Annotated in this window: 22 protein-coding genes; 15 read left to right on the top strand and 7 right to left on the bottom strand. The window is 62.6% G+C overall.

Features of this window, described 5'->3' with window-relative positions; all coding sequences use genetic code 11:
• Positions 1-41: 41 nt before the first annotated feature.
• On the bottom strand, positions 42-1,346 hold the full coding sequence (locus EB815_RS24355; protein ID WP_056562309.1) for a M23 family metallopeptidase: 1,305 nt from the start codon (positions 1,344-1,346) through the stop codon (positions 42-44).
• 303 nt (positions 1,347-1,649) lie between these two features.
• On the opposite strand from EB815_RS24355, the gene EB815_RS24350 reads away from it, so the two are divergent.
• The gene (locus EB815_RS24350; protein ID WP_056562306.1) at positions 1,650-2,645 is read left to right on the top strand and encodes a sterol desaturase family protein; all 996 of its coding nucleotides are present in this window, start codon (positions 1,650-1,652) and stop codon (positions 2,643-2,645) included.
• On the top strand, positions 2,642-3,784 hold the full coding sequence (locus tag EB815_RS24345) for a GNAT family N-acetyltransferase (protein ID WP_056562303.1): 1,143 nt from the start codon (positions 2,642-2,644) through the stop codon (positions 3,782-3,784). The genes EB815_RS24350 and EB815_RS24345 overlap by 4 nt, the downstream gene beginning before the upstream one ends.
• Positions 3,785-3,815: 31 nt before the next feature.
• On the opposite strand, the gene EB815_RS24340 is transcribed toward EB815_RS24345, so the two are convergent.
• Entirely contained in the window at positions 3,816-4,283 is a 468-nt protein-coding gene (locus tag EB815_RS24340) for a peroxiredoxin (protein WP_056565414.1), read from the bottom strand.
• Positions 4,284-4,378: 95 nt separating this feature from the next.
• On the opposite strand from EB815_RS24340, the gene EB815_RS24335 reads away from it, so the two are divergent.
• Positions 4,379-7,759 carry a DUF3971 domain-containing protein gene (locus EB815_RS24335; RefSeq protein WP_065005067.1) on the top strand — a complete coding sequence of 1,127 codons (3,381 nt, stop codon included), beginning with the start codon at positions 4,379-4,381 and terminating at the stop codon, positions 7,757-7,759.
• A gap of 98 nt (positions 7,760-7,857) precedes the next feature.
• Here EB815_RS24335 and tyrS read toward each other — a convergent pair whose 3' ends face one another.
• A complete protein-coding gene (gene tyrS / locus EB815_RS24330; RefSeq protein WP_056562298.1) occupies positions 7,858-9,111 on the bottom strand; it encodes a tyrosine--tRNA ligase in 1,254 nt (417 codons plus the stop codon).
• Positions 9,112-9,480: 369 nt separating this feature from the next.
• On the opposite strand from tyrS, the gene EB815_RS24325 reads away from it, so the two are divergent.
• The 4 genes from EB815_RS24325 (at position 9,481) to EB815_RS24310 (ending at position 13,077) form a co-directional block, all read left to right on the top strand.
• Positions 9,481-10,215, top strand: a complete 735-nt coding sequence (locus EB815_RS24325; protein ID WP_056562295.1) for a glycosyltransferase family 2 protein — start codon at positions 9,481-9,483, stop codon at positions 10,213-10,215.
• A complete protein-coding gene (locus EB815_RS24320) occupies positions 10,208-10,540 on the top strand; it encodes a lipid-A-disaccharide synthase N-terminal domain-containing protein (protein WP_056562293.1) in 333 nt (110 codons plus the stop codon). The genes EB815_RS24325 and EB815_RS24320 overlap by 8 nt, the downstream gene beginning before the upstream one ends.
• A 40-nt stretch (positions 10,541-10,580) precedes the next feature.
• Entirely contained in the window at positions 10,581-12,230 is a 1,650-nt protein-coding gene (locus tag EB815_RS24315; RefSeq protein ID WP_056562290.1) for an ArnT family glycosyltransferase, read from the top strand.
• Between the two features lie 106 nt (positions 12,231-12,336).
• On the top strand, positions 12,337-13,077 hold the full coding sequence (locus EB815_RS24310) for a phosphatase PAP2 family protein (protein WP_244493925.1): 741 nt from the start codon (positions 12,337-12,339) through the stop codon (positions 13,075-13,077).
• An 18-nt stretch (positions 13,078-13,095) separates the two neighbouring features.
• Here the strand turns inward: EB815_RS24310 and EB815_RS24305 are convergent, their stop codons facing one another.
• Positions 13,096-13,746: an FMN-binding negative transcriptional regulator gene (locus tag EB815_RS24305; RefSeq protein WP_056562284.1), complete on the bottom strand. Its 651-nt coding sequence runs from the start codon at positions 13,744-13,746 to the stop codon at positions 13,096-13,098.
• 21 nt (positions 13,747-13,767) lie between these two features.
• The gene (locus tag EB815_RS24300) at positions 13,768-14,442 is read right to left on the bottom strand and encodes an alpha/beta hydrolase (RefSeq protein ID WP_027042409.1); all 675 of its coding nucleotides are present in this window, start codon (positions 14,440-14,442) and stop codon (positions 13,768-13,770) included.
• Positions 14,443-14,683: 241 nt separating this feature from the next.
• Here EB815_RS24300 and EB815_RS24295 point away from each other — a divergent pair, with 241 nt between their 5' ends.
• The 7 genes from EB815_RS24295 (at position 14,684) to sufA (ending at position 21,843) form a co-directional block, all read left to right on the top strand.
• Positions 14,684-15,847 carry a cysteine desulfurase family protein gene (locus EB815_RS24295; protein WP_056565411.1) on the top strand — a complete coding sequence of 388 codons (1,164 nt, stop codon included), beginning with the start codon at positions 14,684-14,686 and terminating at the stop codon, positions 15,845-15,847.
• Between the two features lie 187 nt (positions 15,848-16,034).
• Positions 16,035-17,552 carry a Fe-S cluster assembly protein SufB gene (sufB, locus tag EB815_RS24290; RefSeq protein ID WP_056562281.1) on the top strand — a complete coding sequence of 506 codons (1,518 nt, stop codon included), beginning with the start codon at positions 16,035-16,037 and terminating at the stop codon, positions 17,550-17,552.
• 27 nt (positions 17,553-17,579) lie between these two features.
• A complete protein-coding gene (sufC, locus tag EB815_RS24285; protein WP_056562278.1) occupies positions 17,580-18,335 on the top strand; it encodes a Fe-S cluster assembly ATPase SufC in 756 nt (251 codons plus the stop codon).
• Between the two features lie 25 nt (positions 18,336-18,360).
• Entirely contained in the window at positions 18,361-19,629 is a 1,269-nt protein-coding gene (sufD, locus tag EB815_RS24280) for a Fe-S cluster assembly protein SufD (RefSeq protein WP_056565408.1), read from the top strand.
• Positions 19,630-19,633: 4 nt separating this feature from the next.
• A complete protein-coding gene (locus EB815_RS24275; protein ID WP_056562276.1) occupies positions 19,634-20,878 on the top strand; it encodes a cysteine desulfurase in 1,245 nt (414 codons plus the stop codon).
• A gap of 8 nt (positions 20,879-20,886) precedes the next feature.
• Positions 20,887-21,279, top strand: coding sequence for an SUF system Fe-S cluster assembly protein (locus EB815_RS24270; RefSeq protein WP_081294794.1), 393 nt, complete (start codon positions 20,887-20,889; stop codon positions 21,277-21,279).
• Positions 21,280-21,462: 183 nt separating this feature from the next.
• Positions 21,463-21,843, top strand: coding sequence for a Fe-S cluster assembly scaffold SufA (gene sufA, locus EB815_RS24265; protein ID WP_013532156.1), 381 nt, complete (start codon positions 21,463-21,465; stop codon positions 21,841-21,843).
• Positions 21,844-21,877: 34 nt separating this feature from the next.
• Here the strand turns inward: sufA and EB815_RS24260 are convergent, their stop codons facing one another.
• Entirely contained in the window at positions 21,878-22,375 is a 498-nt protein-coding gene (locus tag EB815_RS24260; RefSeq protein ID WP_056562270.1) for a GFA family protein, read from the bottom strand.
• Between the two features lie 89 nt (positions 22,376-22,464).
• Between EB815_RS24260 and EB815_RS24255 the strand changes: the two genes are divergently transcribed.
• Positions 22,465-22,788: a TfoX/Sxy family protein gene (locus EB815_RS24255; protein WP_056562267.1), complete on the top strand. Its 324-nt coding sequence runs from the start codon at positions 22,465-22,467 to the stop codon at positions 22,786-22,788.
• A 9-nt stretch (positions 22,789-22,797) separates the two neighbouring features.
• Here the strand turns inward: EB815_RS24255 and EB815_RS24250 are convergent, their stop codons facing one another.
• Complete coding sequence (locus EB815_RS24250; protein WP_056562265.1) at positions 22,798-23,715, bottom strand: pseudouridine-5'-phosphate glycosidase; 918 nt, start codon at positions 23,713-23,715, stop codon at positions 22,798-22,800.
• Between the last annotated feature and the right edge of the window lie 70 nt (positions 23,716-23,785).

The following is a 23,785-nucleotide window of genomic DNA, read 5'->3' as shown; positions in this document are numbered from 1 at the left end:
TGCATGTTCAATATTGCTGATCCAACCCGGGCTTGCGCGCCTCAGAGATACTGGGCAACTTTCTTGCCGACGGTGAGGAAGCGGAGGGGATCGATCGCTTCGCCGTTGTGGCGCACTTCGTAGTGCAGATGCGGGCCGGTGGAACGGCCGCTGCTGCCGGTCTTGCCGACGATGGCGCCGGCGTCCAGCTTCTCGCCCACGGTCACGTCGATTTCGCTCAGATGTCCATAGCGGGTCGCAAAACCATTGCCGTGGTCGACCTCCACCATGCGGCCATAGCCCCCGTTCCAGCCCGCCTTTGTGACAATGCCGGGCGCCGTGACCTTGGCCGCCATGCCGATGGGAGCCCTGAAGTCCATTCCCGAGTGCAGCGCGGCGGTGCCGAGGATAGGATCGGTGCGCACGCCGAACGGACTGGTGACGGAGTGGCCAGGGGCGGGGTTGGCAAGCGGCAGCCGGCGCGCTTCCTTCTTTAATTGGTCAAGCGTATCCAGGGCTTCGTCCAGTTCCTTGACCTTGCTGTCGAAGATCATCGAACTGTCGAGCGGGATCAGCGGGCCGCCGACATCGCTCTCGTTCTTGCCGAAATCGCTGTCGACCGGCAGTCCGGCCGCCGCCAGCGCCTGCTGGATGGCATCCGCGCTCTTGTAGGCATTGTCGGCGAGCGTGCTGATGCGGGTGAGTTGTTCGTTCTCGATGGATTTCAGCGACTGGTTGATCGAAACGAACAGCTTGTCCGCGCGATCCGCTGCGGAATCGCTGGGCAGTGGATCGGTACGGGTCGACCACAAGGAGAACGGCCTGGTGTCGGCGGCGCCCAGGTCGACGCCCAGGCTGGCGACCGCGTAGTTCGGCGCCGGCTGGCTGATGCTGCCGGTCACGTCGGCGTGCTTGTCGGGCTTGGCAGCCGTTGCGGGATCCTCCACGGGTTCCGTTCCAACCTCATTCTCGGCGCGTTCGAGCAGCGGGCCGAGGCGGCCGTGCCGCTGGCTGAGCTGTGTCTGGCGTTCGAGCAGTTCGCTGACCTTGGTTTCCATCAGCTGCTGGTCGAGCAGCTGGCGGCTGGTGATGCGGTCGACCTGGGCGCGAAGTGCCGAGATGCGGTCTTCATAAGCCTGCTGCATGCGCGCCTGGCGCGCGGTGGTGGCGCCGATCAGGTCGTCGCGCAGCACGAGATAGGACGTGGCCAGCAGGTAGCCGATGGCAATGGCGGCGAGTGCCGAACCGATGAATGCCGCGAGCCAGGGCCGGATCGTGAAATGCCTGATCTCGTTGCCGCGCGCGATGATGACGGTGTGAGGTTCCTTGCGCCTGCCGAAGACTGCGGACTGACCGGTTGCGTTCACGGGACCAAGCTTTCGTTTACGACATCACGACGGTCGGACTACACATTATTAAGGTTAACAAAGCTTTGCGGGATTGAATGCGCGGAGGCGAATGCACGCGGAACGGGCGGGAAGTTGCATGAAAACCGCCAAGTTGAGGCCCGGTGTCGCGAAATCCCTGGCAATCGGCATCAACTTGCTGGCAGGAGAAGCGACTGACGCTCGCGCGTTAGAGGTTAGTTTCTTAACTGTCTTCGATTGCTTTTAGTTGACGGTTTTCGAGTAAAAGCGTGCCGGGGTTTGGGATTCATTATGGTTATGGGAATGCTGAGCGATCTGGTTGGCAAGATCCTCGACAAGATTTCGGGCACTGGTCTGCTGGCGACGGGGCTTTTGCTGCTGACTGCCTTTGTCAGCGCGCTCGTGGCCTATTGGCGCACGGTCGAGACTAAGAGCTGGAAGGAGTTTTTCGAGTTCGCCATCCCGCACGAGGCCATCACCCATCCCTCGGCGAAGGCCGATCTGCTGTTCTGGGTAACGAAGAAGGCCCTGATGCCCTTCCTGATGCTGCCTGCCGGCATTGTCTTCGTCACCGCGGTTGGCTACGCGACCAACTGGCTGTTTTCGACACTCTTCCAGTTCCAGCCGCCCCTGATCGAGGGGCCGGCGGGGCCGGTGACGGTGCTGGTCTTCACCATCACCATGCTGCTCGCCTACGATATTTCCTACTATCTCTATCACGTTGCCCAGCATCGCTATCCGCTGCTTTGGGAGTTGCACAAGGTGCATCACTCGGCCGAGGTGATGGTCGGGATCACCAAGGATCGGGTCCATCCGCTCGACGAGCTGATGAATCGGGCCTGGGATGGCCTCATCGTCGGCGTCTGCTTCGGCATCTGGTCGTTGATTTCGCTTAACCTTGTCGAACTGACCGTCTTTGGCGTTAACGTCTATGTCATGCGCAACATCCTGATGATGGATTTCGTCAGGCACACGCATTTCAAGATCTCGTTCGGCCCGCTCAACAATGTGATCCTGTGTCCTCATTGGCACCAGTTGCATCACAGCACCGATCCACGCCATTACGACAAGAATTTCGGCCTGCTGTTCTCGTTCTGGGACCGGCTGTTCGGAACATTGTGCGTGCCGAAGCCCGACGAGGACTTCAAGTTCGGACTGATCGACCGCGATGTGCGCGATTATCAGTCACTCGCCGGCCTCTATCTCATGCCGCTGAAGCGGATGTGGAGGCATATCGCCAGGCGCATGCGGCCTGGAAAACCAAGGACCTCACGGTCATCTGAGGGAACACGGCCATGAACGCTCCTTTCGTGCTCGCCATCCCGCGGACACGCACCTTCGAAGTCGTGACATCGGCGGAGCGGCTGGCCGAGATCACGCCGGCCTGGAGCGCACTTTGGCGGCGCGTCGACGGGCTGGTCTTCCAGCACCCGGAATGGATCGCGGCCTGGTGGCGCACGACCCCGCAGCAGGAACTGCGCACGCTCAGGATCGGGCTGGCCTGGAACGGCGACCGGCTCGATGGCGTGATTGCGCTCGCCACTTTCAAGCGCTCCGGGATCCGCATGCTCGAATGGGCGGCGAAGGATCACAGTGACTATGGCGACGCGCTGCTGGCCCCGGACTGTAATCCGCAGGCGCTCTCCCGGCTCTGGCAGTACGTCCTTGATCAGGGTGGCTTCGACCTGGTCTATCTCAACCGTCTGCTGCCGGATGCCGGTGTTGGTGCTCTGCTGGACCCGGCCTCGCGCCATGGCAAGGCACTACGGCCCAACCACCGCAGTGAAATCAGCTATCGCGTCGCCGGTCCCTGGCAGGGTGGGGCGAAATGGTTCGAGACACTGTCCAAGAAGGCCCGGCAGAACTACCGCCGTGGCCGCAAGTTCATGGAGGAAGGCGGCGAATTGCGTTTCCGCCTGCTGGATGCGGACGAGCCGCGCGAGCCCGTGCTCGCGCGGGTTGCTGCGCTCAAGCGCCTCTGGCTTGCCCGGCATGGCCGCGTCTCGGACCTGTTCGACGAGGGCTCGCCCGTTCTTGCCGCGCTTGTTTCCGTGCTGGCCAAACTCGGGCTGTTGCGCATCTTCGTGCTGGAGCTTAACGGCACGATCATCGCCGTCTCCATCAATTTCGAGCAGCATGGCACGATGATGGCTTTCGTCACCACCTACGATCCCGAATACGAGCGCGCCTCACCGGGCATGGTACTGATGATGGACTACATCCAGTGGTCGCTCGACCGTGGCTTGGCCAAGGTTGATTTTCTCTGCGGCGGCGAGGATTTCAAGCGCCGCTTCGCCACTGAATCAGTCACGCTGTGGTCGATGATGGGCGCGCGTGGTCTGCGCGGCCATCTCGCCGCGCTGGCCGATCATGCGAACCATGTTGCGAAATCCTGGCGGGCGCGGCGGCAGCCGAAGGCGGAGGCGTCAGACGAGTAAGGTCGGCTCGTGTGAACCTGCCATCGCGCGTTCAAAGCGCGCGAACGGCTTCCAGCACTTCCTCGGCATGGCCCTTGACCCGGACCTTGCGCCAGATCCTGGCGATCCGCCCGTCGCGGCCGATGAGGAACGTCGCGCGCTCGACGCCCATGTATTTGCGGCCATACATCGATTTCTCGACCCAGAGATGGTAGGCTTCGATCACCTTGCGTTCCTCGTCGGCGGCGAGATCGATGGTGAGATTGTATTTCGACTTGAACTTGTCATGCTTCTTGACGGGATCGGGCGACAGGCCGATCACGACGGCACCGGCCTTCTCGAAGTCCGGCTTCAGCTGTGAAAAGCTGATCGCCTCCTGCGTGCAGCTTGTGGTGTCGTCCTGCGGATAGAAGTAGAGCACCACGGGTTTGCCGGCCGATGCGGCCAGGTTGAGCGAACCGCCGCCATCTCGCGGCAGGTCGAATTGCGGCGCAAGATCGCCCACGTCGAGGTCAGCCATATCGATGCCCTTGTTTGAGGTTACGCGCGAAGCCACACCGATATAGTGTCGAGCGGGGATTCGTCCACGAGCGAATTTGTACAACGGAAGATGGCGTGGATCAGGAGCAACCGCAGCACGAGAAGATCAGGTTCAGGCGGGATGAAATCACCGACCTGGGGGCTTTGCCGTCCGCGTGCCGCGTGCCGCCGCTCGGTCAGGCGTCGATCGGCCGCGGCTTCCGCATCCTTTCGCGCGTGTTCGCCGGCGTTGTCAGCCTCGTGCTGCTGGCAGCGGTCGTCGTCTATCTGGTCGGGGCGTCCGGCATCGGCTCCGAGCGGCTTCGGGCGGAAGCCGAGATCGCCATCGAGAGACTTGCCGGCGTCGATGTCCATGTCGCTGTCGGGCCGGCGCGCATCACGCTCGACAGTTCGAGCTTCGTCGCGCTTCAGGTCAGCGACGTCAGCCTGAAGACATCGGATGGCAAGCCGATGGCGGATGCCGGCCGTGTTCGCTTCGGCATGCGCCTGATACCACTGCTGTGGGGGGAGGTGCGGCTGACCAGCGCCAGGATCTCCGACGCGCGCATCGTCACGGCCGCGATGCCGTCGGGCGGTGACTGGACAGCCGGCTTGCGCAATGAGGATGGCCTCGTCGATCCCGAGAAACTGTCCGACGCGGTGTTCGGCAACATCCATCAGGCGCTCGACGCCGTGCGGGAAGATTCGCTGCGCCGGATCGATCTCAGCAATGTCGAATTCGTGTTGCCCGAAACCGGGGCGATCAAGCTGGTCACGATCACCGACGCCACCGTCGTGCAGTCGGGCCCGGGCGGTATGGAGTTTTCCTCCGAGGCGAATGTCGACGGCAGAAAGGTTACCCTTGCCGCTTCCGCCACCCGTGATATCGCGGCGCACCGCGTGACGGCGCTGACCGCGAACATCGACCTGGCGGCTGCCGACAACACCGCGGCCGGTGCCGGGAAGCTGGGTGCGGTCGCATTGAAGCTGACCGGCTCTGAAGGATCCGGCGCGAATGCATCGCGGCTGACAGCCGCCATCTCGTCCGCCGGGTCCGTGCTTGATCTTGGCACGCGCGGCCTGCTGCCGGCCGATTTCGATGTCGATGCCACGCTTGTCCATGGCAGCAACAAGATCCAGGTCGACAGGCTGCTTCTGAAAACCGGCCGGTCTTCTTTCAATTTCGGCGGCTCTATAGGGCCAAAGCCGGCGACAGGGGAGGCGGGCGAGGAACCCTCCTATCGTTATGACCTGACCAGCGACGGTTCGACCTTGGCGCCATCGGAATCGCCCGAGCCCGCGCTGCCATTCATCGCCCGCATTGCCGGCGTCTATCAGACCAAGAGCCATAAGCTGGTGGCCGAGCAGATCGCGGTTCGATCCGACGCTTCCGGCGAGGTGCTTGGCACCGCGGCCGTTGAATTCGTTGACGGCAAGGCTCCCGGTGTCAATCTTGCGCTCAACGTCCATGACATGCTGGTCTCGCACGTCAAGCAGTTGTGGCCGTGGTTCTCGGCGCGCAACGCGCGGCTCTGGGTGCTGGACAATCTATTCGGCGGCCGCGTCGTCGATGCCAATCTTCAGTTCCAGGTCGTGCCGGATCGCCTCGGCAACGGCGTTCCGCTTTCGGCCGACGAAGTGTTCGGCCGCTTCCAGATCGAGGGGGCTCGCTTCGACACGGCAGGCCGCATTCCGCCGATACGCGACGCGGTCGGCGTCGTCGCCTTCCACGGCAACGACGTCGACATTTCGCTCTCATCGGGCACCGTCTTCATGCCCAGCGGCCGCACCGTGGCGGCCAGCAACGGCACACTGTCGGTCAAGGCGGCGAACCACCCGCCGGTCATCGGCGCACTCGACATTGACGTGGAGGGAGAGGCGTCGGCTGTCGCGGAACTCGCCTCATACGAACCGATCAACGCCATGCGCCATGTCGGCTTCCTGCCGGAGGACCTGTCCGGCAGCGTTACCGGCCATGTCAGGGCCGACATTCCGTTGCAGTCCGGCGTCGACACCTCGAAGCTCGACTGGCTGGTGTCCCTCGACTACACCGGCCTGTCGCTGGCCAAGCCGTTCGAGGGACAGACCGTCACCGATGCCGACGGCTCGATCACGGTCGACCCTGTAAAGGCGGTGATTTCCGCCAAGGCGTCGCTGAACAACATTCCTGCCGAACTCGACCTCGTCGAACCGTTGGCGGATGACGGGCCGCCGCGCAGCCGCAAGGTGGCCCTGGTGCTTGACGACAAGATCCGCGCCGCCGCCATGCCCGGCCTGACGCCGATGCTGGGCGGAACGGTGAAAGTCGCGATCGACAAGAGCGGCAGCGGCAATCAGAATGTGTCGGCCGACCTGACCAATGCCAGGCTGGACATTCCCTGGGCCGGCTGGAGCAAGGGGGCAGGGGTCCCGGCCAGTGTCACCTTCGTCATGACCAAGTCCGGTGACACCACGACACTGTCCGATTTCAACCTCGATGGCAAAACATTCTCCATCGACGGCGGCATCGTGCTGGTCAACGGCGCCCTGTCGTCGGCAAAATTCAGCAAGGTCACCTTGAACAGGGGTGACGATGTCGCGATTTCGGTGAAGCGGTCGGGCAAGGGCTACGCGGTCGACATCAATGGCAATGCGCTCGACGCCCGATCGCTCATCAAGCAGTTCATGTCGGATGTGGACACCGCAACCAAGACCACGGGGACAGACAACATTTCCGTCAGCGCCGACGTCGGGCAGCTTACCGGTTTCCACGACGAACAACTGTCCAACCTGAAGCTGGACTACAGCGCGGCCGGTTCAAGGGTGAACGGCCTGAAGGTCAGCGCCACGGCCAGTTCTGGCGCGGCCATAGCAGTCAGCAACACTGCCGGCGACGGTCGGCGCTCGCTCAACGTGCAGTCGGCGGATGCCGGCGCTATCCTGAGATTTCTCAACATATACGAGCATATGGAAGGTGGGTCGATCACCCTGGCGCTGGCGGGAGCGGGCGACGGACCGATGAGGGGCAAGGTCGACACCAGCAACTTCTTCATCGTCAATGAACCGAAACTGGCCTCTATCGTCTCGACCACGCCGGCCGGGGACAACCGCAGCCTCAACCAGGCGGTCAAGGGCAATCTCGATACGTCGCGGGTGAAGTTCGAGCGCGGCTATGCCGAGATCGAGAAAGGCAGCGGTTATCTGAAGCTGGCCAATGGCGTGCTGCGCGGCCCCCGCATCGGCACGACGTTCCAGGGCATCCTCTACGACCAGAACAACAATATGGACATGACCGGCACCTTCATGCCGGTCTATGGCCTCAACCGCATCTTCGGCGAACTGCCCATCGTCGGCGCGCTTCTCGGCAACGGCCGCGATCGCGGCCTGATCGGCGTCACCTACCGGCTCAGGGGCAATGCCAACAAGCCGGTGCTCGACGTCAACCCGCTGTCGGTGATCGCGCCGGGCATCTTCCGGTCGATCTTCGAGTATCGCTAGAACAATTCCAGGAAAAGTGTGAAACGGATTTTTTCCGGGAAAAGCGCTTGGCGCTTTCCCCTGGGATTCCGTGAAATGGTGAACGGCTGCAGGCGGCCTCAGCCTGGCCGCACCAGAACGTGTTTTTTCTTGCCGAGTGAAAGCTTTACGACGTTTTCCGGACTCAGATCCTGAAGCGTGACCATGCGGCGATCATCGCTGACCGTTTGGTCGTTGATGCGAACCGCACCGCCCTGGATGTGCCTGCGCGCTTCGCCATTGGACGATGCCAGCCCGGCCGTGACCAGCAGCGACAGGATGCCGACGCCTGCCTCCAGCGCTGCCTTGTCGGCCTTGACGGTCGGCAATGTGTCGGCAAGCGCCCCTTCTTCGAAGGTTTTTCGCGCGGTTTCCTCGGCCAGCTGCGCCGCTTCGCGGCCATGGACGATCGCCGTCGTCTCCGTGGCCAGCACCTTCTTGGCCTCGTTGATCTCGGAGCCGCCGAGCGCCGCCAGGCGCGCGATCTCATCGAGGGGCAGGCGGGTGAATATCTTCAGGAAGCGCTCGACGTCGGCGTCCTCGGTGTTGCGCCAGTACTGCCAGAAATCATATGGCGAGAAGAGGTCGCCATTGAGCCAGACCGCTCCCTTCGCCGATTTACCCATCTTGGCGCCCGACGATGTCGTAAGCAGCGGCGTGGTCAAAGCGTAAAGCTGCGGCGTGCCCATGCGATGGCCGAGATCGACGCCGTTGATGATGTTGCCCCACTGGTCTGAACCGCCCATCTGCAGGCGGCAGTTCTGGCGCCGGGCGAGTTCGACGAAATCATAGCCCTGCAGGATCATGTAGTTGAATTCGAGGAACGACAGCGACTGCTCGCGGTCGAGCCGAAGCTTGACGCTGTCGAAGGTCAGCATGCGGTTGACGGAAAAATGCCGGCCGACGTCGCGCAGGAACTCGACATAGTTGAGTTTCATCAGCCAGTCCGCATTGTTGACCATTATGGCGTCGTTCGGGCCGTCGCCGAAACGCAGGATGCGGCCGAAGATGCGCTTGATGCCCTCGATGTTGGTGGCGATCGCCTCGGGTGTCAAAAGGCTGCGCTGGTCGTCACGGAAGGACGGGTCGCCGATCATCGACGTGCCGCCGCCCATCAGAGCGATCGGCCGGTGCCCCGTCTCCTGCAGCCAGTAGAGCATGGTCGCGGAGATCAAATTGCCGATATGCAGGCTGGTGGCGGTGGCGTCGTAGCCGACATAGGCGGTGACCGTTTCCTTGGCGAAAAGTTGGTCGAGGCCGGTCTCATCCGAAATCTGGTGGATGAAGCCGCGCTCGCTCATCGTGCGCAGGAAATCGGATTTGAAGGCAGGCATGGTTTCTTTCCCGAAAGCGTCCGCCCGGTCCGGCGCGGGCGTATGTGAACGGGCGCGTTTAGCATCCAAGCGCGATCAGCAAAAGTGGAATCCGGTTTTGCGTTCGATCGCGCGGCAACCAGGAGTTCGCGATCAGCAAAAGTGGAATCCGGTTTTGCATCCGCTCGCCTGCGCCCGAAGGACCACAAGATGTCCTGATGATCACCGGTTGTTGAAACGGCGCGTCGCGCCGTCCGGCACCAATGCTTGCTTCATCGTTTCGGCTGGCGTAATGAGGCGCCGCGCCAAAGGTTCTTGCAGCCCACGACCTCGAGCGGCACCGCACGGCATCCAGGAATGCCATATCCGACGACAGAGCCCCGACGCGACATGCCGGACGCATTGATATCCATCGTCATTCCTTGCAGGAACGAGGCGGCAAACCTGCCGCTGCTGATCGACGAGATCGAGACGGCGATGGCCGGGCGCGACTTCGAACTGATCATCGTCAACGACGGCTCGACCGACGAGACGGCTGCCGTGCTGACCGAGCAGGCGGCCCTTCGCTCCTTTCCGGTACGGGAATTGCGGCACCAGAAATCCGCCGGCCAGAGCCTCTCCGTGCGTTCGGGCGCCTGGGCGGCGCGCGGCGGCATCGTTGCCACGATCGACGGTGACGGCCAGAACGATCCGCAATACATCCCCGTGCTGGTGGACGCCTTGCGGCGGGCCGGCCCCGATTTCGGCGCCGCCCAGGGGCAGCGCCTCAAGCGCCGCGACAGCAAGGTCAAGCAGCTGGCGTCGCGCTTCGCCAACTGGCTGAGAAACGCCATATTGCATGATGAGACGCGCGATACCGGCTGCGGCCTGAAGGCTGTACACACCGATATCCTGCGCAAGCTGCCGTTTTTCGACGGCACGCACCGCTTCGTTCCGGCCCTGGTCATCCAGGAGGGCTATCGCGTCGTGCATTGCGACGTCGTCGACCGCTCGCGGCGGCACGGCAAGTCGAACTACGGCATTTTCGACCGTGGCCTGCAGGGCGCGCTCGATCTCGGCGGTGTCTGGTGGCTGCGCCGCAGGCGCCGCAGAATGCCAAAAGTAGAGGAAATCAAGCGTGTTTAACGTGCTTCAGGAACTGGCGACGTGGCTTCACCAGGTTTTCATCAAGCAATTCGATGCGTGGGTCCTGCTCGGCTTCATTGCCCAGTTCTTCTTCACCATGCGCTTCGTCGTGCAGTGGCTCGCCTCGGAAAAGGCCAAGCGCAGCGTGGTGCCGGTGGCCTTCTGGTTCTTCTCCCTGTTCGGCGGCGGCCTGCTTCTGATCTATGCCATCCAGCGCCAGGATCCGGTGTTCATCGCCGGCCAGGCCATGGGCATGTTCATCTACATCAGGAATCTCTGGCTGATCGCCAATGAGCGCAAGGCGGCGATGACCAAGGTCGATTGAGCGGCCTGTCCCATCAAGAAATGACCAGAGAGGCTCGAGCATGGCGTTGAACAGGAACTACATTTTTCTCTTCCTGTTCAGCCTGGTGATGACGGTTTCGGGGCTGGCGTCCCTGCCGCCGATCGACCGGGACGAGTCGCGCTTCGTCCAGGCCACCAAGCAGATGGCGGAGAGCGGCGACTATGTCGACATCCGCTTCCAGGACGCCTCGCGCTACCAGAAGCCGATCGGTATTTATTGGCTGCAATCTGCCGCCGTGACCTTGAGCGGCAAGGGGGCCGAAGCGCCGATCTGGGTCTACCGCACGGTCTCGGCGCTCGGCATTGCCATTGCGGTGCTGGCGATCGCCTGGACAGGGACCAATCTTTTCGGCGCCAATGCCGGCCTCGCCGCCGGCCTGGTGATGGCGGCGATCTTCGCCACGGCCTTCGAGGGCCGCGATGCCAAGACCGATGCGATGCTGCTTGCCTGCTGTGTGGCGGCGCAAGGCGCACTGGCGCAGATCTACCTGTCAGCGCGCCGCAACGAACCGGTCGCCGGCCACCTCTGGTGGATATTCTGGATCGCGCAAGGGGCGGCGATCCTCATCAAGGGGCCGATTGCGCCGTTGCTGTCGGCGCTGACCATCGCGGTGCTGTTCGCCTTCGAGCGCGATGGGCGCTGGCTGTCGAAACTCAGGATTGGACGCGGCCTGTTGCTGGTCGTGGTGATTGCGCTGCCCTGGCTCGCCGCGATCACCTGGAAAAGCCATGGTGCTTTCCTGCAGCAGGCTGTCGGCAAGGACATGCTTGGCAAGGTCGCGTCGGGCGAGGAATCGCACGGCCTGCCGCCGGGCTTTTACATGCTGACCTATTCGCTGTTCATGTGGCCCTTCGGCTTGATCGCGGTCAGCGCCGGCCTCCAGGCCCTCAACCGTCTGCGCGACGATCCCAGGCTGCGCTTCTGCCTCGCCTGGTACATCCCTTTCTGGCTCGTATTCGAGCTCATTCCGACGAAGCTGCCGCACTATGTCCTGCCGGCATATCCCGGCATGGCGCTGCTGATCGGCTGGCTGCTGACGCTGCAGCCGCAGGATGCCAATGCACCGCTCAGGCGCTGGCAGCAATGGCTGTGGTGGTCGACCGCATTCGGTCTGGCCGTGGTCAGCCTTGGTCTGGCGGCGGTTTGTATGGGAGCGCCGATCTATCTCACCCACACATTTTCCTGGTGGAGCATTCCGGCCGCCGCTGCCGCGCTCGGCACTGGCTACCTGGGTTTTTCGCGACAGTTGCAGGTGCCGCTGCCTCGCATCGGAGCCACCGCCGCCTGTGCCGGCATCACCTATGCCTTGCTGTTCGGCGTCATCGCTCCATCCCTGAAGCCGATATGGCTGAGCCCGGCGATCAGGCAGGCGGTGCTTGCCAACAAGGCTTGCGACACGACGGTGCTGGCCTCGGCGCGCTATCAGGAACCGAGCCTGGTCTTCCTGGTCGGCACCAAGACGGTGCTGACCGATATTGGCGGGGTGGCGGAACATCTGCTTGCCGATCCGGGCTGCGCGTTGGGGCTGGCGCCGATCGAGGATGAGCAGAAGCTGAATGGCATGCTGTCGGTGCGAGGCAAATCGGTGAACCGCGTCGCCGAAATCGACGGCCTCAACTATTCGTCGGGAGACAAATTGTCGCTCGGCCTTTATCGTATCGCGCAATGACTTCGGCGATGAGGTCGACTTCCCAATGCTCGTGAAATCGCGCCCACCCGTTTCTGGCAGGCTCCTGGGGACAGGGCGCCGGTCGGTCGACAATTTTCTCGACACGATGCGGATCGTGAGAGGGCGCTTTGCTGCCCGCCCCGCCAGATACCCGAACATAGTATGGTCGGTCTGGGGCCTGGGCTGGGTTCTGCTGACGGCGGCCGCGTTTGTCCGTCTCGACACCCCGGCGGGGATGCTCCGTGATCAATGGTCGCCGGGATTCGTCCGTCTGGCCGACTTTTTCACGCAGTTCGGCCTCGGCGGCTGGTATCTCATTCCGCCCGCGCTTTTGCTTGTCGCGGCCAATCTGATCGATTGGCGAAGTCTCTCGAGGCGATCATTGATGCTGGCCTACAACTGGACCTGCCTGGCTTTCCTGGTGCTGAGCGCCGTCGGCCTGTCCGGCCTGACGGTCAATGTCCTGAAATACGCGATCGGCCGGGCCCGCCCGCTCTACTTCCAGGATTTTGGTGTCTTGGCCCTGCATCCCTTTGCTTTCGATGCACGCTTCGCCGGCTTTCCGTCCGGCCATGCCACGACGATGGGCGCGGTGTTCGGCGTTCTTCTGCTCTTGTTTCCGCGACGCTGGTATATGGCGCTTGCGGTGACGGCCTGCATCGCCTCGACCCGGGTCTTCGTTGGCGCCCACTATCCGAGCGACACGGTCGCCGGCTTCGGCCTCGGCTGCGCCTTCGCGCTCGCCTGCGGGGTGGTGTTTGCTCGTCTCGGCTTCATCTTCCGGCCGACGCAGTCGGGATTGCCGGTCCGCAAAGCATCGTTCCGGTTGGTTGCTCCGGAAAGATAAATCGCAGGGTGGATTGGTCTAATTGCTGTCCAGTCCGCCGTAGGATCTCACCAGGCGAGCCATGTCGGACGAATTGGCCGTTTCGCTTTCGAGCCCTTGCGCGACGCCCGCGCGGTCGGCGACGGGACGGTTCTGGCTGACCTTCCACTTGCCATGGATCTCGCTGATCTCGATCTCCAGTCCGATGATGCCCTTGATCTGTGACTGGATGAAGGGCGGCGGCGCATCGGTCACCGCCCAAGGGGCTTCGCGGGGGCCTTCCTGAGATATGGTCAGGTCGGCGATCTGCTGTGCCAGCCAGTCCTGGTCGTCGATCACCTTTGCCGTGCCGCGCACCTGGACGATGGCATAGTTCCAGGTCGGCACCACCTTGCCGGTCTCGCGCTTGGTCTCGTACCAGGAGGGCGTCACATAGGCGTCGGTGCCTTGGAAGACGATCAGCACCGGTGATGACGGGTTTCCCACAATAAGTTTCCAGTGCGGGTTGGCCTTGGCCAGGTGGGCGCGCAGCCTGCCGTTCGGCGACGCCCCGGCGTCGAGCAGGAACGGAATGGCGTCGGCGACCGGACCGTCAGGGCCGTTCGAGATCAGCATGCCGAGCGGATGCGACCGGATCAGTCCGTGCAGGACATCGGGTCGGGTTTCCTGGAAATGAGGAGGCTCGTACATCGGCGCTGGCGCCTTCCCGGTTTATCTCAGCCGCTTCGGCCGCGGATCGGACAATTCGCCCGCCAGCCGGCGATCGAGATAGTCGGCGCATTCCTCGATCAGCAGGTCGGCGTCGTTGGCGAAAAAGTGGTTCGCACCGGGCAGCGTCTTTTGCGTGATGGTGATGCCCTTCTGCGTGTGCAACTTGTCGACCAGGCCTTGCACATCCTTCGGCGGCGCCACCTTGTCGGCATCGCCATGGATGATGAGGCCCGATGACGGGCAGGGCGCCAGGAACGAGAAGTCATAGGTGTTGGGCTGCGGCGCGATCGAGATGAAGCCTTCGATCTCCGGACGGCGCATCAAAAGCTGCATGCCGATCCACGAGCCGAAGGAGTAGCCGGCGACCCAGCAGCTCTTGGAATCCGGGTGCAACGACTGGACCCAGTCGAGTGCGGCCGCCGCATCCGACAATTCGCCGGTGCCGTGGTCGAACTCGCCCTGGCTGCGGCCGATGCCGCGGAAATTGAAGCGCAGCGTGGTGAAATCACGCTTCTGGAACATGTAGAAGAGGTCGTAGACGATCTTGTTGTTCATCGTGCCGCCGAATTGCGGGTGCGGATGCAGAACGATGGCTATCGGCGCGCTCTTTTCCTTGGAGGGCTGGTAGCGTCCCTCCAGGCGACCGGCCGGACCGGTGAAAATGACCTCAGGCATGAAATACTCCACTTAGGTAATACGAATGCGCGGCGCCCGGGAACGTGTCTTCCTCTGGCCTTGACGCAGGGCGAGCGTCTTCTTAGAAGCTAGTTTAGAACTATTCAAAACTGAGTGGCCAGACGTCGAGCCCGGCCACCCGCGCCGCAAGCCGCGTAAATAGGACGGCTCGCCTTGGAATTTCAAGGAAATAACGCCATACGACGACCGAATGGCCTCTGACGGGATCAACTGGACGAAAATGGCCGCAAAACGTGCCTATCTCGACTACAATGCCAGTGCGCCGCTGCTTGCAGCGGCGCGCGAGGCCATGGTCGCGGCACTTGATGTGGCGGCCAACCCTTCGTCTGTTCACGCCGAGGGCCGGGCCGCGCGGCGCTTGATCGAGACGGCAAGGCGCGAGGTCGCGGCATTGGTGAATGCCAGGCCCGAACATGTCGTGTTCACCTCCGGCGCGACGGAGGCGGCCTCGACGCTGCTCTCCCCCGATTGGCGGATGGGGCGCGGCAGCGTGCGCATGAGCCGGCTTTACGTCTGCGAGGCCGATCATCCCTGTCTGTTGAATGGCGGGCGCTTTCCGGCGGCGCAAATGACGCGCATCGGCGTCGACGCCGATGGCATTGCCGATCTTGCGGCCTTGGCGACGGCGCTTTCCGGTCATGACAAGGCCGATGGCCTGCCGCTGGTGGCGATCCATGCCGCCAACAACGAGACCGGCGTCATCCAGCCGATAGATCGGATCGCGGCGATTGTCAAAGCCGCAGGCGGCATTCTGGTTGTCGACGCGGTTCAGGCCACCGGCCGCGTTTCCATCGATATGTCAGCGGGTTACGCCGATTATCTGATTCTGTCTTCGCACAAGATTGGCGGCCCCAAGGGCGTCGGCGCCATTGTTGCTGCCGCCGATCTGATGATGCCGAAGCCCCTGATCAATGGCGGTGGCCAGGAAAAGGGCCATCGCGGGGGCACGGAAAACCTCGCCGCCATATCAGGCTTTGGCGCCGCCGCATGCGAGGCCGTGGCCGGACTGCCGACGATCGATATGGTGCGCGAGCGTCGTGACGAGATCGAGGCAATCGTCAAAATGCTGGTCCCGGACGCGGAAATCTTTGGAACCGGCGCGCCAAGGCTTGCCAACACGACATTCTTCGCTATTGCGGGCGTCAAGGCCGAAACCGCGCAGATCGCCTTTGATCTCGCCGGCGTTGCGCTGTCGGCCGGCTCAGCCTGTTCGTCGGGCAAGGTCGGACCGAGCCATGTGCTGAAGGCCATGGGCTACGGCGATAGTCTCGGCGCCCTGCGTGTGTCTATTGGCCCGGCGACGGGTGCCGAGGACGTCGAACTGTTCCGCAGTGCGCTGGCGGGTATTGCCGCTCGTAGGGCGGGTAAGGAAAAGGCCGCTTGAGCGGTTGGACGATTTTGGGCCTTTCGGCCTGGTAGAGCCGTGCGTTTCATGCTGGCCGGGTGAATTTCCGGTCGAGGCGCACTATATGGAACTTACGCTGCCGCGAGCGCTTCTTGGGCGTTCATTTCGGCGGTGCCATAGTTTGAAAACTGTCGGGCCTTGACCCCGGCGTGGATGGAGAACGCATATGCCTGCTGTGCAGGACACGATCGATCGGGTCCGAAAGATCGACGTCGACCAATACAAATACGGATTCCAGACCGAGATCGCTGTCGACAAGGCCCCCAAGGGCCTGAGCGAAGACATCATCCGTTTCATTTCGGCCAAGAAGGACGAGCCGTCCTGGATGCTGGAATGGCGCCTGGAAGCCTATCGGCGCTGGCTGACGCTGGAAGAGCCGACCTGGGCGCGCGTCCACTATCCGAAGATCGATTTCCAGGACGTCTATTATTACGCTGCGCCCAAGAGCACGCCCGGCCCGTCGTCGCTCAGCGATGTCGATCCAGAGCTCCTGAAGGTCTACGAGAAGCTCGGCATTCCGCTACGGGAACAGGAAATCCTCGCCGGCGTGCAGAAGACCGATGCCTCCGATCTCGAGGAGCCCAGCGACAATGTCTACAAGTCGGGCCGTGTCGCCGTCGACGCGGTGTTCGATTCCGTCTCCGTCGTCACCACCTTCAAGAAGGAGCTGGCGCAGGCCGGCGTGATCTTCTGCTCGATCTCGGAAGCCATTCGCGAGCATCCCGAACTGGTCCAGAAATATCTCGGCTCGGTCGTGCCGACATCTGATAATTTCTACGCCACGCTGAATTCAGCTGTCTTCACCGACGGCTCGTTCGTCTTCGTACCCAAGGGCGTGCGCTGCCCGATGGAGCTGTCGACCTATTTCCGCATGAACGAGAAGAACACCGGTCAGTTCGAGCGCACGCTGATCATCGCCGAGGAGGGGGCTTACGTCTCCTATCTCGAGGGCTGCACGGCGCCGCAGCGCGACGAGAACCAGCTGCATGCCGCGGTGGTCGAACTGGTGGCGCTCGACGATGCCGAGATCAAATATTCGACGGTGCAGAACTGGTACCCCGGCGACGCCGAGGGCAAGGGCGGCATCTACAATTTCGTCACCAAGCGCGGCGATTGCCGTGGCGACCGTTCGAAGATCTCGTGGACGCAGGTCGAGACCGGTTCGGCGATCACCTGGAAATACCCGAGCTGCATTCTGCGCGGCGACGATTCCTCCGGCGAGTTCTATTCGATCGCCGTCTCGAACGGCTATCAGCAAGTCGACAGCGGCACCAAGATGATCCATCTCGGCAAGAACACGTCGAGCCGCATCATCTCCAAGGGCATTGCCGCCGGCTTCTCGCAGAACACCTATCGCGGCCAGGTTTCCGCGCACCGCAAGGCGACCAACGCCCGCAACTTCACCAATTGTGACAGCCTGCTGATCGGCGACCAGTGCGGCGCGCACACCGTGCCGTACATGGAAGCCAAGAACTCGACGGCGCAGTTCGAGCACGAAGCGACGACGTCCAAGATTTCCGAGGACCAGAAGTTCTACGTCATGCAGCGCGGCATTCCCGAAGAGGAAGCCATCGCGCTCATCGTCAACGGCTTCGTCAAGGACGTCATCCAGCAACTGCCGATGGAGTTCGCCGTCGAGGCGCAGAAGCTGATCGGCATCTCGCTCGAGGGCTCGGTCGGCTGACCGGACAGATATTCAGGAAACAAAAGAATGCTTGAAATCAGAAACCTGCACGCCCGCATCGTCGATGACGGCACCGAAATCATCCGCGGCCTGAACCTGACGGTGAAAGCCGGCGAGGTCGCCGCGATCATGGGGCCGAACGGCTCGGGCAAATCGACACTGTCCTATATCCTCGCCGGCCGCGAGGACTATGAGGTGACCGAAGGCGACATCCTGTACAATGGCCAGTCGATCCTCGAAATGGATCCGGCCGAACGCGCGACTTCGGGCATCTTCCTCGCTTTCCAGTATCCGATGGAGATACCGGGCGTGGCGACCATGGAATTCCTGAAAGTGGCGATGAACGAGCAGCGCAAGGCGCGCGGCGAGGAGCCGCTGAAGATCCCGGAATTCCTCAAGCGCGTGAAGGAAGCCGCCGCCTCGCTCAGCATGGACATGGCCATGCTGAAGCGGCCGCTCAATGTCGGCTTCTCCGGCGGCGAGAAGAAGCGCGCCGAGATCCTGCAGATGAAGCTTTTGGAGCCGAAGCTGTGCGTGCTCGACGAGACCGATTCCGGCCTCGACATCGATGCTCTGAAGATCGTTTCCGACGGCGTCAACGCGCTGCGCGCGCCGGACCGGGCTTTCCTGGTCATCACCCATTATCAGCGCCTGCTCGAACACATCGTGCCCGACAGCGTGCACGTGCTCTACAAGGGCCAAGTCATCAAGTCCGGTGACAAGTCGCTGGCGCTCGACCTCGAGGCCAATGGCTATGCGGGCGTGATCGGCGAAGCCGCGTGAGATGCCAGAAGGCAAGGTCAAACTGATGAACATGCACACACAGCCGCAGCGGACACCGGCCGAGACGGCGTTGATCGACGCGTTCGGCGACCGGCTGTCGCTGCTGCCGGGCGACGGCGCGGTAATGCTGAAGCGCGACGACGCGATCGAGGCGATCAAGCACGGCCTGCCGACGCGGCGCGTCGAATCCTGGCACTACACCGACCTGCGCCGGCTGTTGAATGCGGTGCCGGACTTCGATCCGGCCGCCATGGCCAAGGCCGTCGCCCCGATCGTCGAAGGCTCCGCCGTTCTGCCGGTCCTGAACGGCAAGTCCGACGCGAAGGTGCCTGATATCGAGGGTGTCACCATCCAGCGCCTGTCGGACAAGCTGATCGACGGCAGCATCGCGCCCGGGCTCGATCCCTACGGCGCCGATGATGCGATCGGCGCGCTGAACACCGCCTTCGTCGCCGATGGCTACTTTGTCGACATCGCCGATGGTACGGAACTCGAGAAGCCGATCGAATTGCAGAATATACAGGCCGGCGGCCAGACCCATGTGCGTCTGCCGGTGCGCGTCGGCGCTGGGGCCAAGGCGGTCATCGTCGAGCGTCAGGCGGGTGACGGGGCTGCCCTGGTCAGTTCGGTCAGCCAGCTTGTGCTGGGTGAGGGTGCCGAGGTGACGTGGCTGATCGTCCAGGAACAGCCGGAGACGGCGACCCATCTGGCGCAGTTCAAGGCCCATATCGGCAAGAATGCGAAACTGACCCTGTTCGTGATGAACGCCGGCGGCAAGCTTGTGCGCCAGGAGGTCATGGTCAGGACGACGGGCGAAGGCGCCGACTTCAAGCTGCGCGGCATCAACCTGCTCGCTGGCGACACCCATAGCGACGTGACGATGGTGCTCGACCACGCGGTGCCGCACACGACCTCCACCGAGATCATCCGCAATGTGGTGACCGGCAAGGCGCGCGGCGTTTTCCAGGGCCGCATCAACGTCCACCAATACGCGCAGAAGACCAACGCCAAGATGGCCTGCAACACATTGCTCCTGTCGGACGACGGCGAGTTCTCGACCAAGCCGGAGCTGGAAATCTTCGCCGACGACGTCGTCTGCGGCCATGGCGCGACCGTCACCGAAATCGACCACGACCATCTGTTCTACCTGATGGCGCGCGGCGTCGACGAGAAGTCGGCCCGTGGCCTGCTGGTCAAGGCGTTCGTCGCCGAGGTGATCGAGGAACTGGATGACGAGGCGATCGTCGAGGCGCTGGAAGCACGGCTGGACGACTGGTTTTTGACACACGGGTGAAATAATGAACGCTCCAGGCAAGATCGGAGATTTCTACGACGTCGAGGCGATCCGTCGCGACTTTCCGATCCTGTCGCGGGAAGTGTACGGCAAGAAGCTGGTCTATCTCGACAATGGCGCCTCGGCGCAGAAGCCGCAGGTGGTGCTGGATACGATCCAGCACGCCTATTCCCAGGAATACGCCAACGTCCATCGCGGCCTGCATTTCCTGTCGAATGCCGCGACCGACGCTTATGAAAAAGCGCGTGAGACGGTGCGCCGCTTCCTCAACGCACCGAGCACCGACAACATCGTTTTCACCTCCAACACGACCTCGGCGATCAACACGGTCGCCTATGGCTATGGCATGCCCAATATCGGCGAGGGCGACGAGATCGTGCTGTCGATCATGGAGCACCACTCCAACATCGTTCCCTGGCATTTCATCCGCGAGCGGCAGGGCGCCAAGCTGGTTTGGGTGCCGGTCGACGATCTCGGCGTCTTCCATATCGAGGAATTCGAGAAGCGGCTGACAGACCGCACCAAGCTTGTCGCCATCACCCAGATGTCGAATGCGCTGGGCACGGTGACGCCGATCAAGGAGATCGTGCGCATCGCGCATGCGCGCGGCATTCCCGTACTCGTCGACGGCAGCCAGAGCGCCGTGCACATGCCGATCGACGTGCAGGATCTCGACTGCGACTTCTTCGTCTTCACCGGCCACAAGGTCTATGGCCCCTCGGGCATCGGCGTGCTCTACGGCAAGAAGGACATTCTCCAGGGTATGCGGCCCTTCATGGGTGGCGGCGAGATGATCGAGGAGGTGACGGAAGACATCGTCACCTACAACGAGCCGCCGCATCGCTTCGAGGCCGGCACGCCGCCGATCGTCCAGGCGATCGGGCTCGGTGCCGCGCTTGACTACATGGAAAAGATCGGCCGCGAGCGCATCGCGGCGCATGAGGAAGACCTCAAGACCTATGCGCATGAGCGGCTGCGCGCGATCAACTCGCTGCGTATCTTCGGCGACGCGCCGGGTAAAGGCGCGATCATCTCCTTCGAACTGCAAGGCATTCATGCCCATGACGTGTCGATGGTGATAGACAGGCAGGGCGTTGCCGTGCGCGCGGGCACCCATTGTGCCCAGCCGCTGTTGAAACGCTTTGGCGTAACCTCCACATGCAGGGCATCGTTCGGCATGTATAATACCAGGGCCGAAGTCGACGCTTTGGCCGAGGCGCTCGAAAAAGCGCGAAAGTTCTTTGGGTGATGACGACCATGGACGATGTGAGCACAACCGCTGAGACCGCGCCGGGAACGGCTGCAGATGGCATCGTATCGGCCTCCGCCATTCCCGCCGACGAACTTGCGCGGCTGACAGACGATATCGTCTCGGCGCTGAAGACGGTCTACGACCCGGAAATCCCGGCCGACATCTACGAGCTTGGCCTCGTCTACAAGATCGACATCGAGGACGACCGCTCGGTCAAGATCGACATGACGCTGACCGCGCCGGGCTGCCCGGTGGCCGGCGAAATGCCGGGCTGGGTGGAAAATGCCGTCGGCGCCGTCGAAGGCGTGTCCGGCGTCGAGGTCAACATGACCTTCGACCCGCCCTGGTCGCCCGACCGCATGTCGGAAGAGGCACAGGTGGCGGTGGGCTGGTACTAAAGCATGTCGCCCAAAAGTGACCTCGGTTTTGGGACAACGACATGCATAAACCAAAAACCTAAAGCGCGTCACGCTTTAGCAGGTCGAGCCTGGTACACTTGCGCCAGTGGTAAAAGTTCACCATTTTAGGTGAGGAATCATTCGGCAGGCCTTGAACCTGCATGGAATGGAGAAGGAAAGAGAATGGGACGCTTTGCCGTCATCACGATGACCGAAAAGGCCGCCGACCGGGTGCGCGAGATCGTGGCTACCCGTGACAACGCGCATGGCATCCGCCTCGGCATCAAGAAGGGCGGCTGCGCCGGCATGGAATACACGGTAGACCTGGTGACTGAACCCAACACCAAGGACGACCATATCGAGCGCGACGGCGCCCATGTCTATGTCGCGCCGGAGGCGGCGCTCTTCCTGTTCGGCACCGAGATGGATTTCGAGCAGACGACGCTGCGCACCGGCTTCACCTTCCACAACCCGAACCAGAGTTCGGCCTGCGGCTGCGGCGAGTCCGTCGAACTGAAGCCGGCTGACCTCAAAGCGCTGGCAGAGGCACGCGCCTCGGCCTGATCTTTCCTTCGCCCTGCTTGCGGGGCGAAGGAAACTACTCCACCCACATACCCGTCCGCTTGTGCCAGTCGGCGATCGACTCTTCCGGGTAGATATCGAACACCTTGTCGCGCTTGCCGATCACAGGTTCGACCCAGTTTGCCTTGTATTTCAGCATAAGATGCACCTTTTCAGGCGGTTTCGGCAGGTCGCTGTCGATCGCCGAGGCGAAGGGATGCACCAGTTCCGGCCAGGTCGGATCGTAGAGCCAGAGCGCCGCCCCGCATTTGCGGCAGAAATTGCGTTCGCCGGTCGAGACCTCGCAATGCGGACGCTCGTCGTCCTCGATCTCGGCACGGTAGACGCCAAGGCTCCTCTTGCCCCTGATGTTCAGCGTTTCGTAGTCGGCACCGAGATTGATGGCGAAACCGCCGCCGCCCTGCTGCTTGCGGCAGATCGAACAGTAGCAGAGCATGAACGGGACGGGCGTGTGGCTCTCCACCTCGAAACGCACGGCGTTGCAGCGGCAGGATCCCTTGAGCAGAAGCGGCATGACAAAAACTCCGACTGAATGATCTCAACCTGTCAGCATGATCTTGGTTGCGCGGTGACAATGTCAAATGCCGGTGACATGATCGCGGCATGGACAATGAACGCATCGCCGAACTGTTCGCCGGCCTTGGCCCGGTCAGCATCCGCAGGCTGTTCGGCGGCAAGGGCATCTATTTCGACGGCGTCATCGTCGCCATCGTGCTGCGCGGCGAATTGCTGATGAAGGCCGACGAGCAAAGCGTCCCCGACTTCGAAGCCGAGGGCTGCAAGCAATGGACCTATACCGGCTCGCGCCACGGCAAGCTGGTCGCCATGCCCTATTGGAGCATTCCCGACAGTGCCTTTGACGATCCGGACGAGATGACGGTGTGGGCACGCCGCGCCCATGAGGCTGGAAGGCGCGCAGGCAAGTAGCCGCCGAACCTACAGCGCCTTTGCTATCTCGGCCGCCAGCCTCGCATTGTTTTCGACCAGCGCGATGTTGGTCTTCAGGCTGCGGCCGCCGGTGAGTTCGAGTATCTTCGACAGCAGGAACGGCGTCACCGCCTTGCCGGTCACGTGCAGAGCCTCGGCGGCCTTTTGTGCCGCTTCGATATAGCCCGCCATTTCTTCGGCCGGGATTTCGTGGTCCTGCGGCACCGGGTTGGCGATCAGCATGCCGCCGCCGAGCCCAAGCGCAGCCCGGGTCTGGTGGAAATGCGCGATGTCTTCCGGCTTGTACAAGGTGAGAGGCGCGCGGAACGGCGACTGCCGCGACCAGAAGGCGGGCATGGTCTCGCAGCCATGGCCGACAACAGGCACGCCGCGCGTCTCCAGCACTTCCAGCGTTTTTTCGATATCGAGAATGGCCTTGGCGCCGGCCGAGACGACGATGACCGGTGTGCGCGCCAACTCATCGAGATCGGCCGAAATATCGAAACTCGTTTCCGCCCCCTTGTGCACGCCGCCAATGCCGCCGGTGGCGAACACTTTTATCCCGACCATATGGGCGGCGATCATCGTCGCGGCGACCGTGGTGCCGCCGGTACGTCCTTGCGCGACGGCGAAGCCGAGGTCGGCGCGCGACAGCTTCATGGCGTCGCCGGTCATGGCGAGCGATTCGCGTTCGCCGTCGGAAAGGCCGATCTTGATGCGCCCGCCGACCACGGCGATCGTCGCCGGCACGGCACCACCGTCGCTGATGATCTTCTCGACGTTCGCCGCCATGGCGCCATTGTCGGGGTAGGGCATGCCATGGGTGATGATGGTGCTTTCCAGCGCCACCACCGGGCGTCCGGCGGCCAGGGCTTGCGCCACCGGCGCGTGGATATCGATGAAGGGGCGTGCGGTCTCTGGCGTCATCTCTAATCTCCAACCGGTATGCGTTGCATCCATCAAGACGCGCGGCGGCACTCCGGTACTATGAATTTGC

The sequence above is a fragment of the Mesorhizobium loti genome (genome assembly GCF_013170705.1).
Classification (GTDB): Bacteria; Pseudomonadota; Alphaproteobacteria; order Rhizobiales; family Rhizobiaceae; genus Mesorhizobium; species Mesorhizobium loti_D.
The sequence above is the reverse complement of the archived record's forward strand: the minus strand, read 5'-3'. Positions and strand labels throughout refer to the sequence as shown.

Coding starts and splice junctions, on each gene's coding strand:
- EB815_RS24350 (WP_056562306.1), top strand. CDS start 1,650: ATGCTGAGCGATCTGGTTGGCAAGATCCTCGACAAGATTTCGGGCACT.
- EB815_RS24345 (WP_056562303.1), top strand. CDS start 2,642: ATGAACGCTCCTTTCGTGCTCGCCATCCCGCGGACACGCACCTTCGAA.
- EB815_RS24340 (WP_056565414.1), bottom strand. CDS start 4,283: ATGGCTGACCTCGACGTGGGCGATCTTGCGCCGCAATTCGACCTGCCG.
- tyrS (WP_056562298.1), bottom strand. CDS start 9,111: ATGCCTGCCTTCAAATCCGATTTCCTGCGCACGATGAGCGAGCGCGGC.
- EB815_RS24325 (WP_056562295.1), top strand. CDS start 9,481: ATGCCGGACGCATTGATATCCATCGTCATTCCTTGCAGGAACGAGGCG.
- EB815_RS24315 (WP_056562290.1), top strand. CDS start 10,581: ATGGCGTTGAACAGGAACTACATTTTTCTCTTCCTGTTCAGCCTGGTG.
- EB815_RS24310 (WP_244493925.1), top strand. CDS start 12,337: ATGCGGATCGTGAGAGGGCGCTTTGCTGCCCGCCCCGCCAGATACCCG.
- EB815_RS24305 (WP_056562284.1), bottom strand. CDS start 13,746: ATGTACGAGCCTCCTCATTTCCAGGAAACCCGACCCGATGTCCTGCAC.
- EB815_RS24300 (WP_027042409.1), bottom strand. CDS start 14,442: ATGCCTGAGGTCATTTTCACCGGTCCGGCCGGTCGCCTGGAGGGACGC.
- EB815_RS24295 (WP_056565411.1), top strand. CDS start 14,684: ATGGCCGCAAAACGTGCCTATCTCGACTACAATGCCAGTGCGCCGCTG.
- sufB (WP_056562281.1), top strand. CDS start 16,035: ATGCCTGCTGTGCAGGACACGATCGATCGGGTCCGAAAGATCGACGTC.
- sufC (WP_056562278.1), top strand. CDS start 17,580: ATGCTTGAAATCAGAAACCTGCACGCCCGCATCGTCGATGACGGCACC.
- sufD (WP_056565408.1), top strand. CDS start 18,361: ATGAACATGCACACACAGCCGCAGCGGACACCGGCCGAGACGGCGTTG.
- EB815_RS24275 (WP_056562276.1), top strand. CDS start 19,634: ATGAACGCTCCAGGCAAGATCGGAGATTTCTACGACGTCGAGGCGATC.
- EB815_RS24270 (WP_081294794.1), top strand. CDS start 20,887: ATGGACGATGTGAGCACAACCGCTGAGACCGCGCCGGGAACGGCTGCA.
- sufA (WP_013532156.1), top strand. CDS start 21,463: ATGGGACGCTTTGCCGTCATCACGATGACCGAAAAGGCCGCCGACCGG.
- EB815_RS24260 (WP_056562270.1), bottom strand. CDS start 22,375: ATGCCGCTTCTGCTCAAGGGATCCTGCCGCTGCAACGCCGTGCGTTTC.
- EB815_RS24255 (WP_056562267.1), top strand. CDS start 22,465: ATGGACAATGAACGCATCGCCGAACTGTTCGCCGGCCTTGGCCCGGTC.
- EB815_RS24250 (WP_056562265.1), bottom strand. CDS start 23,715: ATGACGCCAGAGACCGCACGCCCCTTCATCGATATCCACGCGCCGGTG.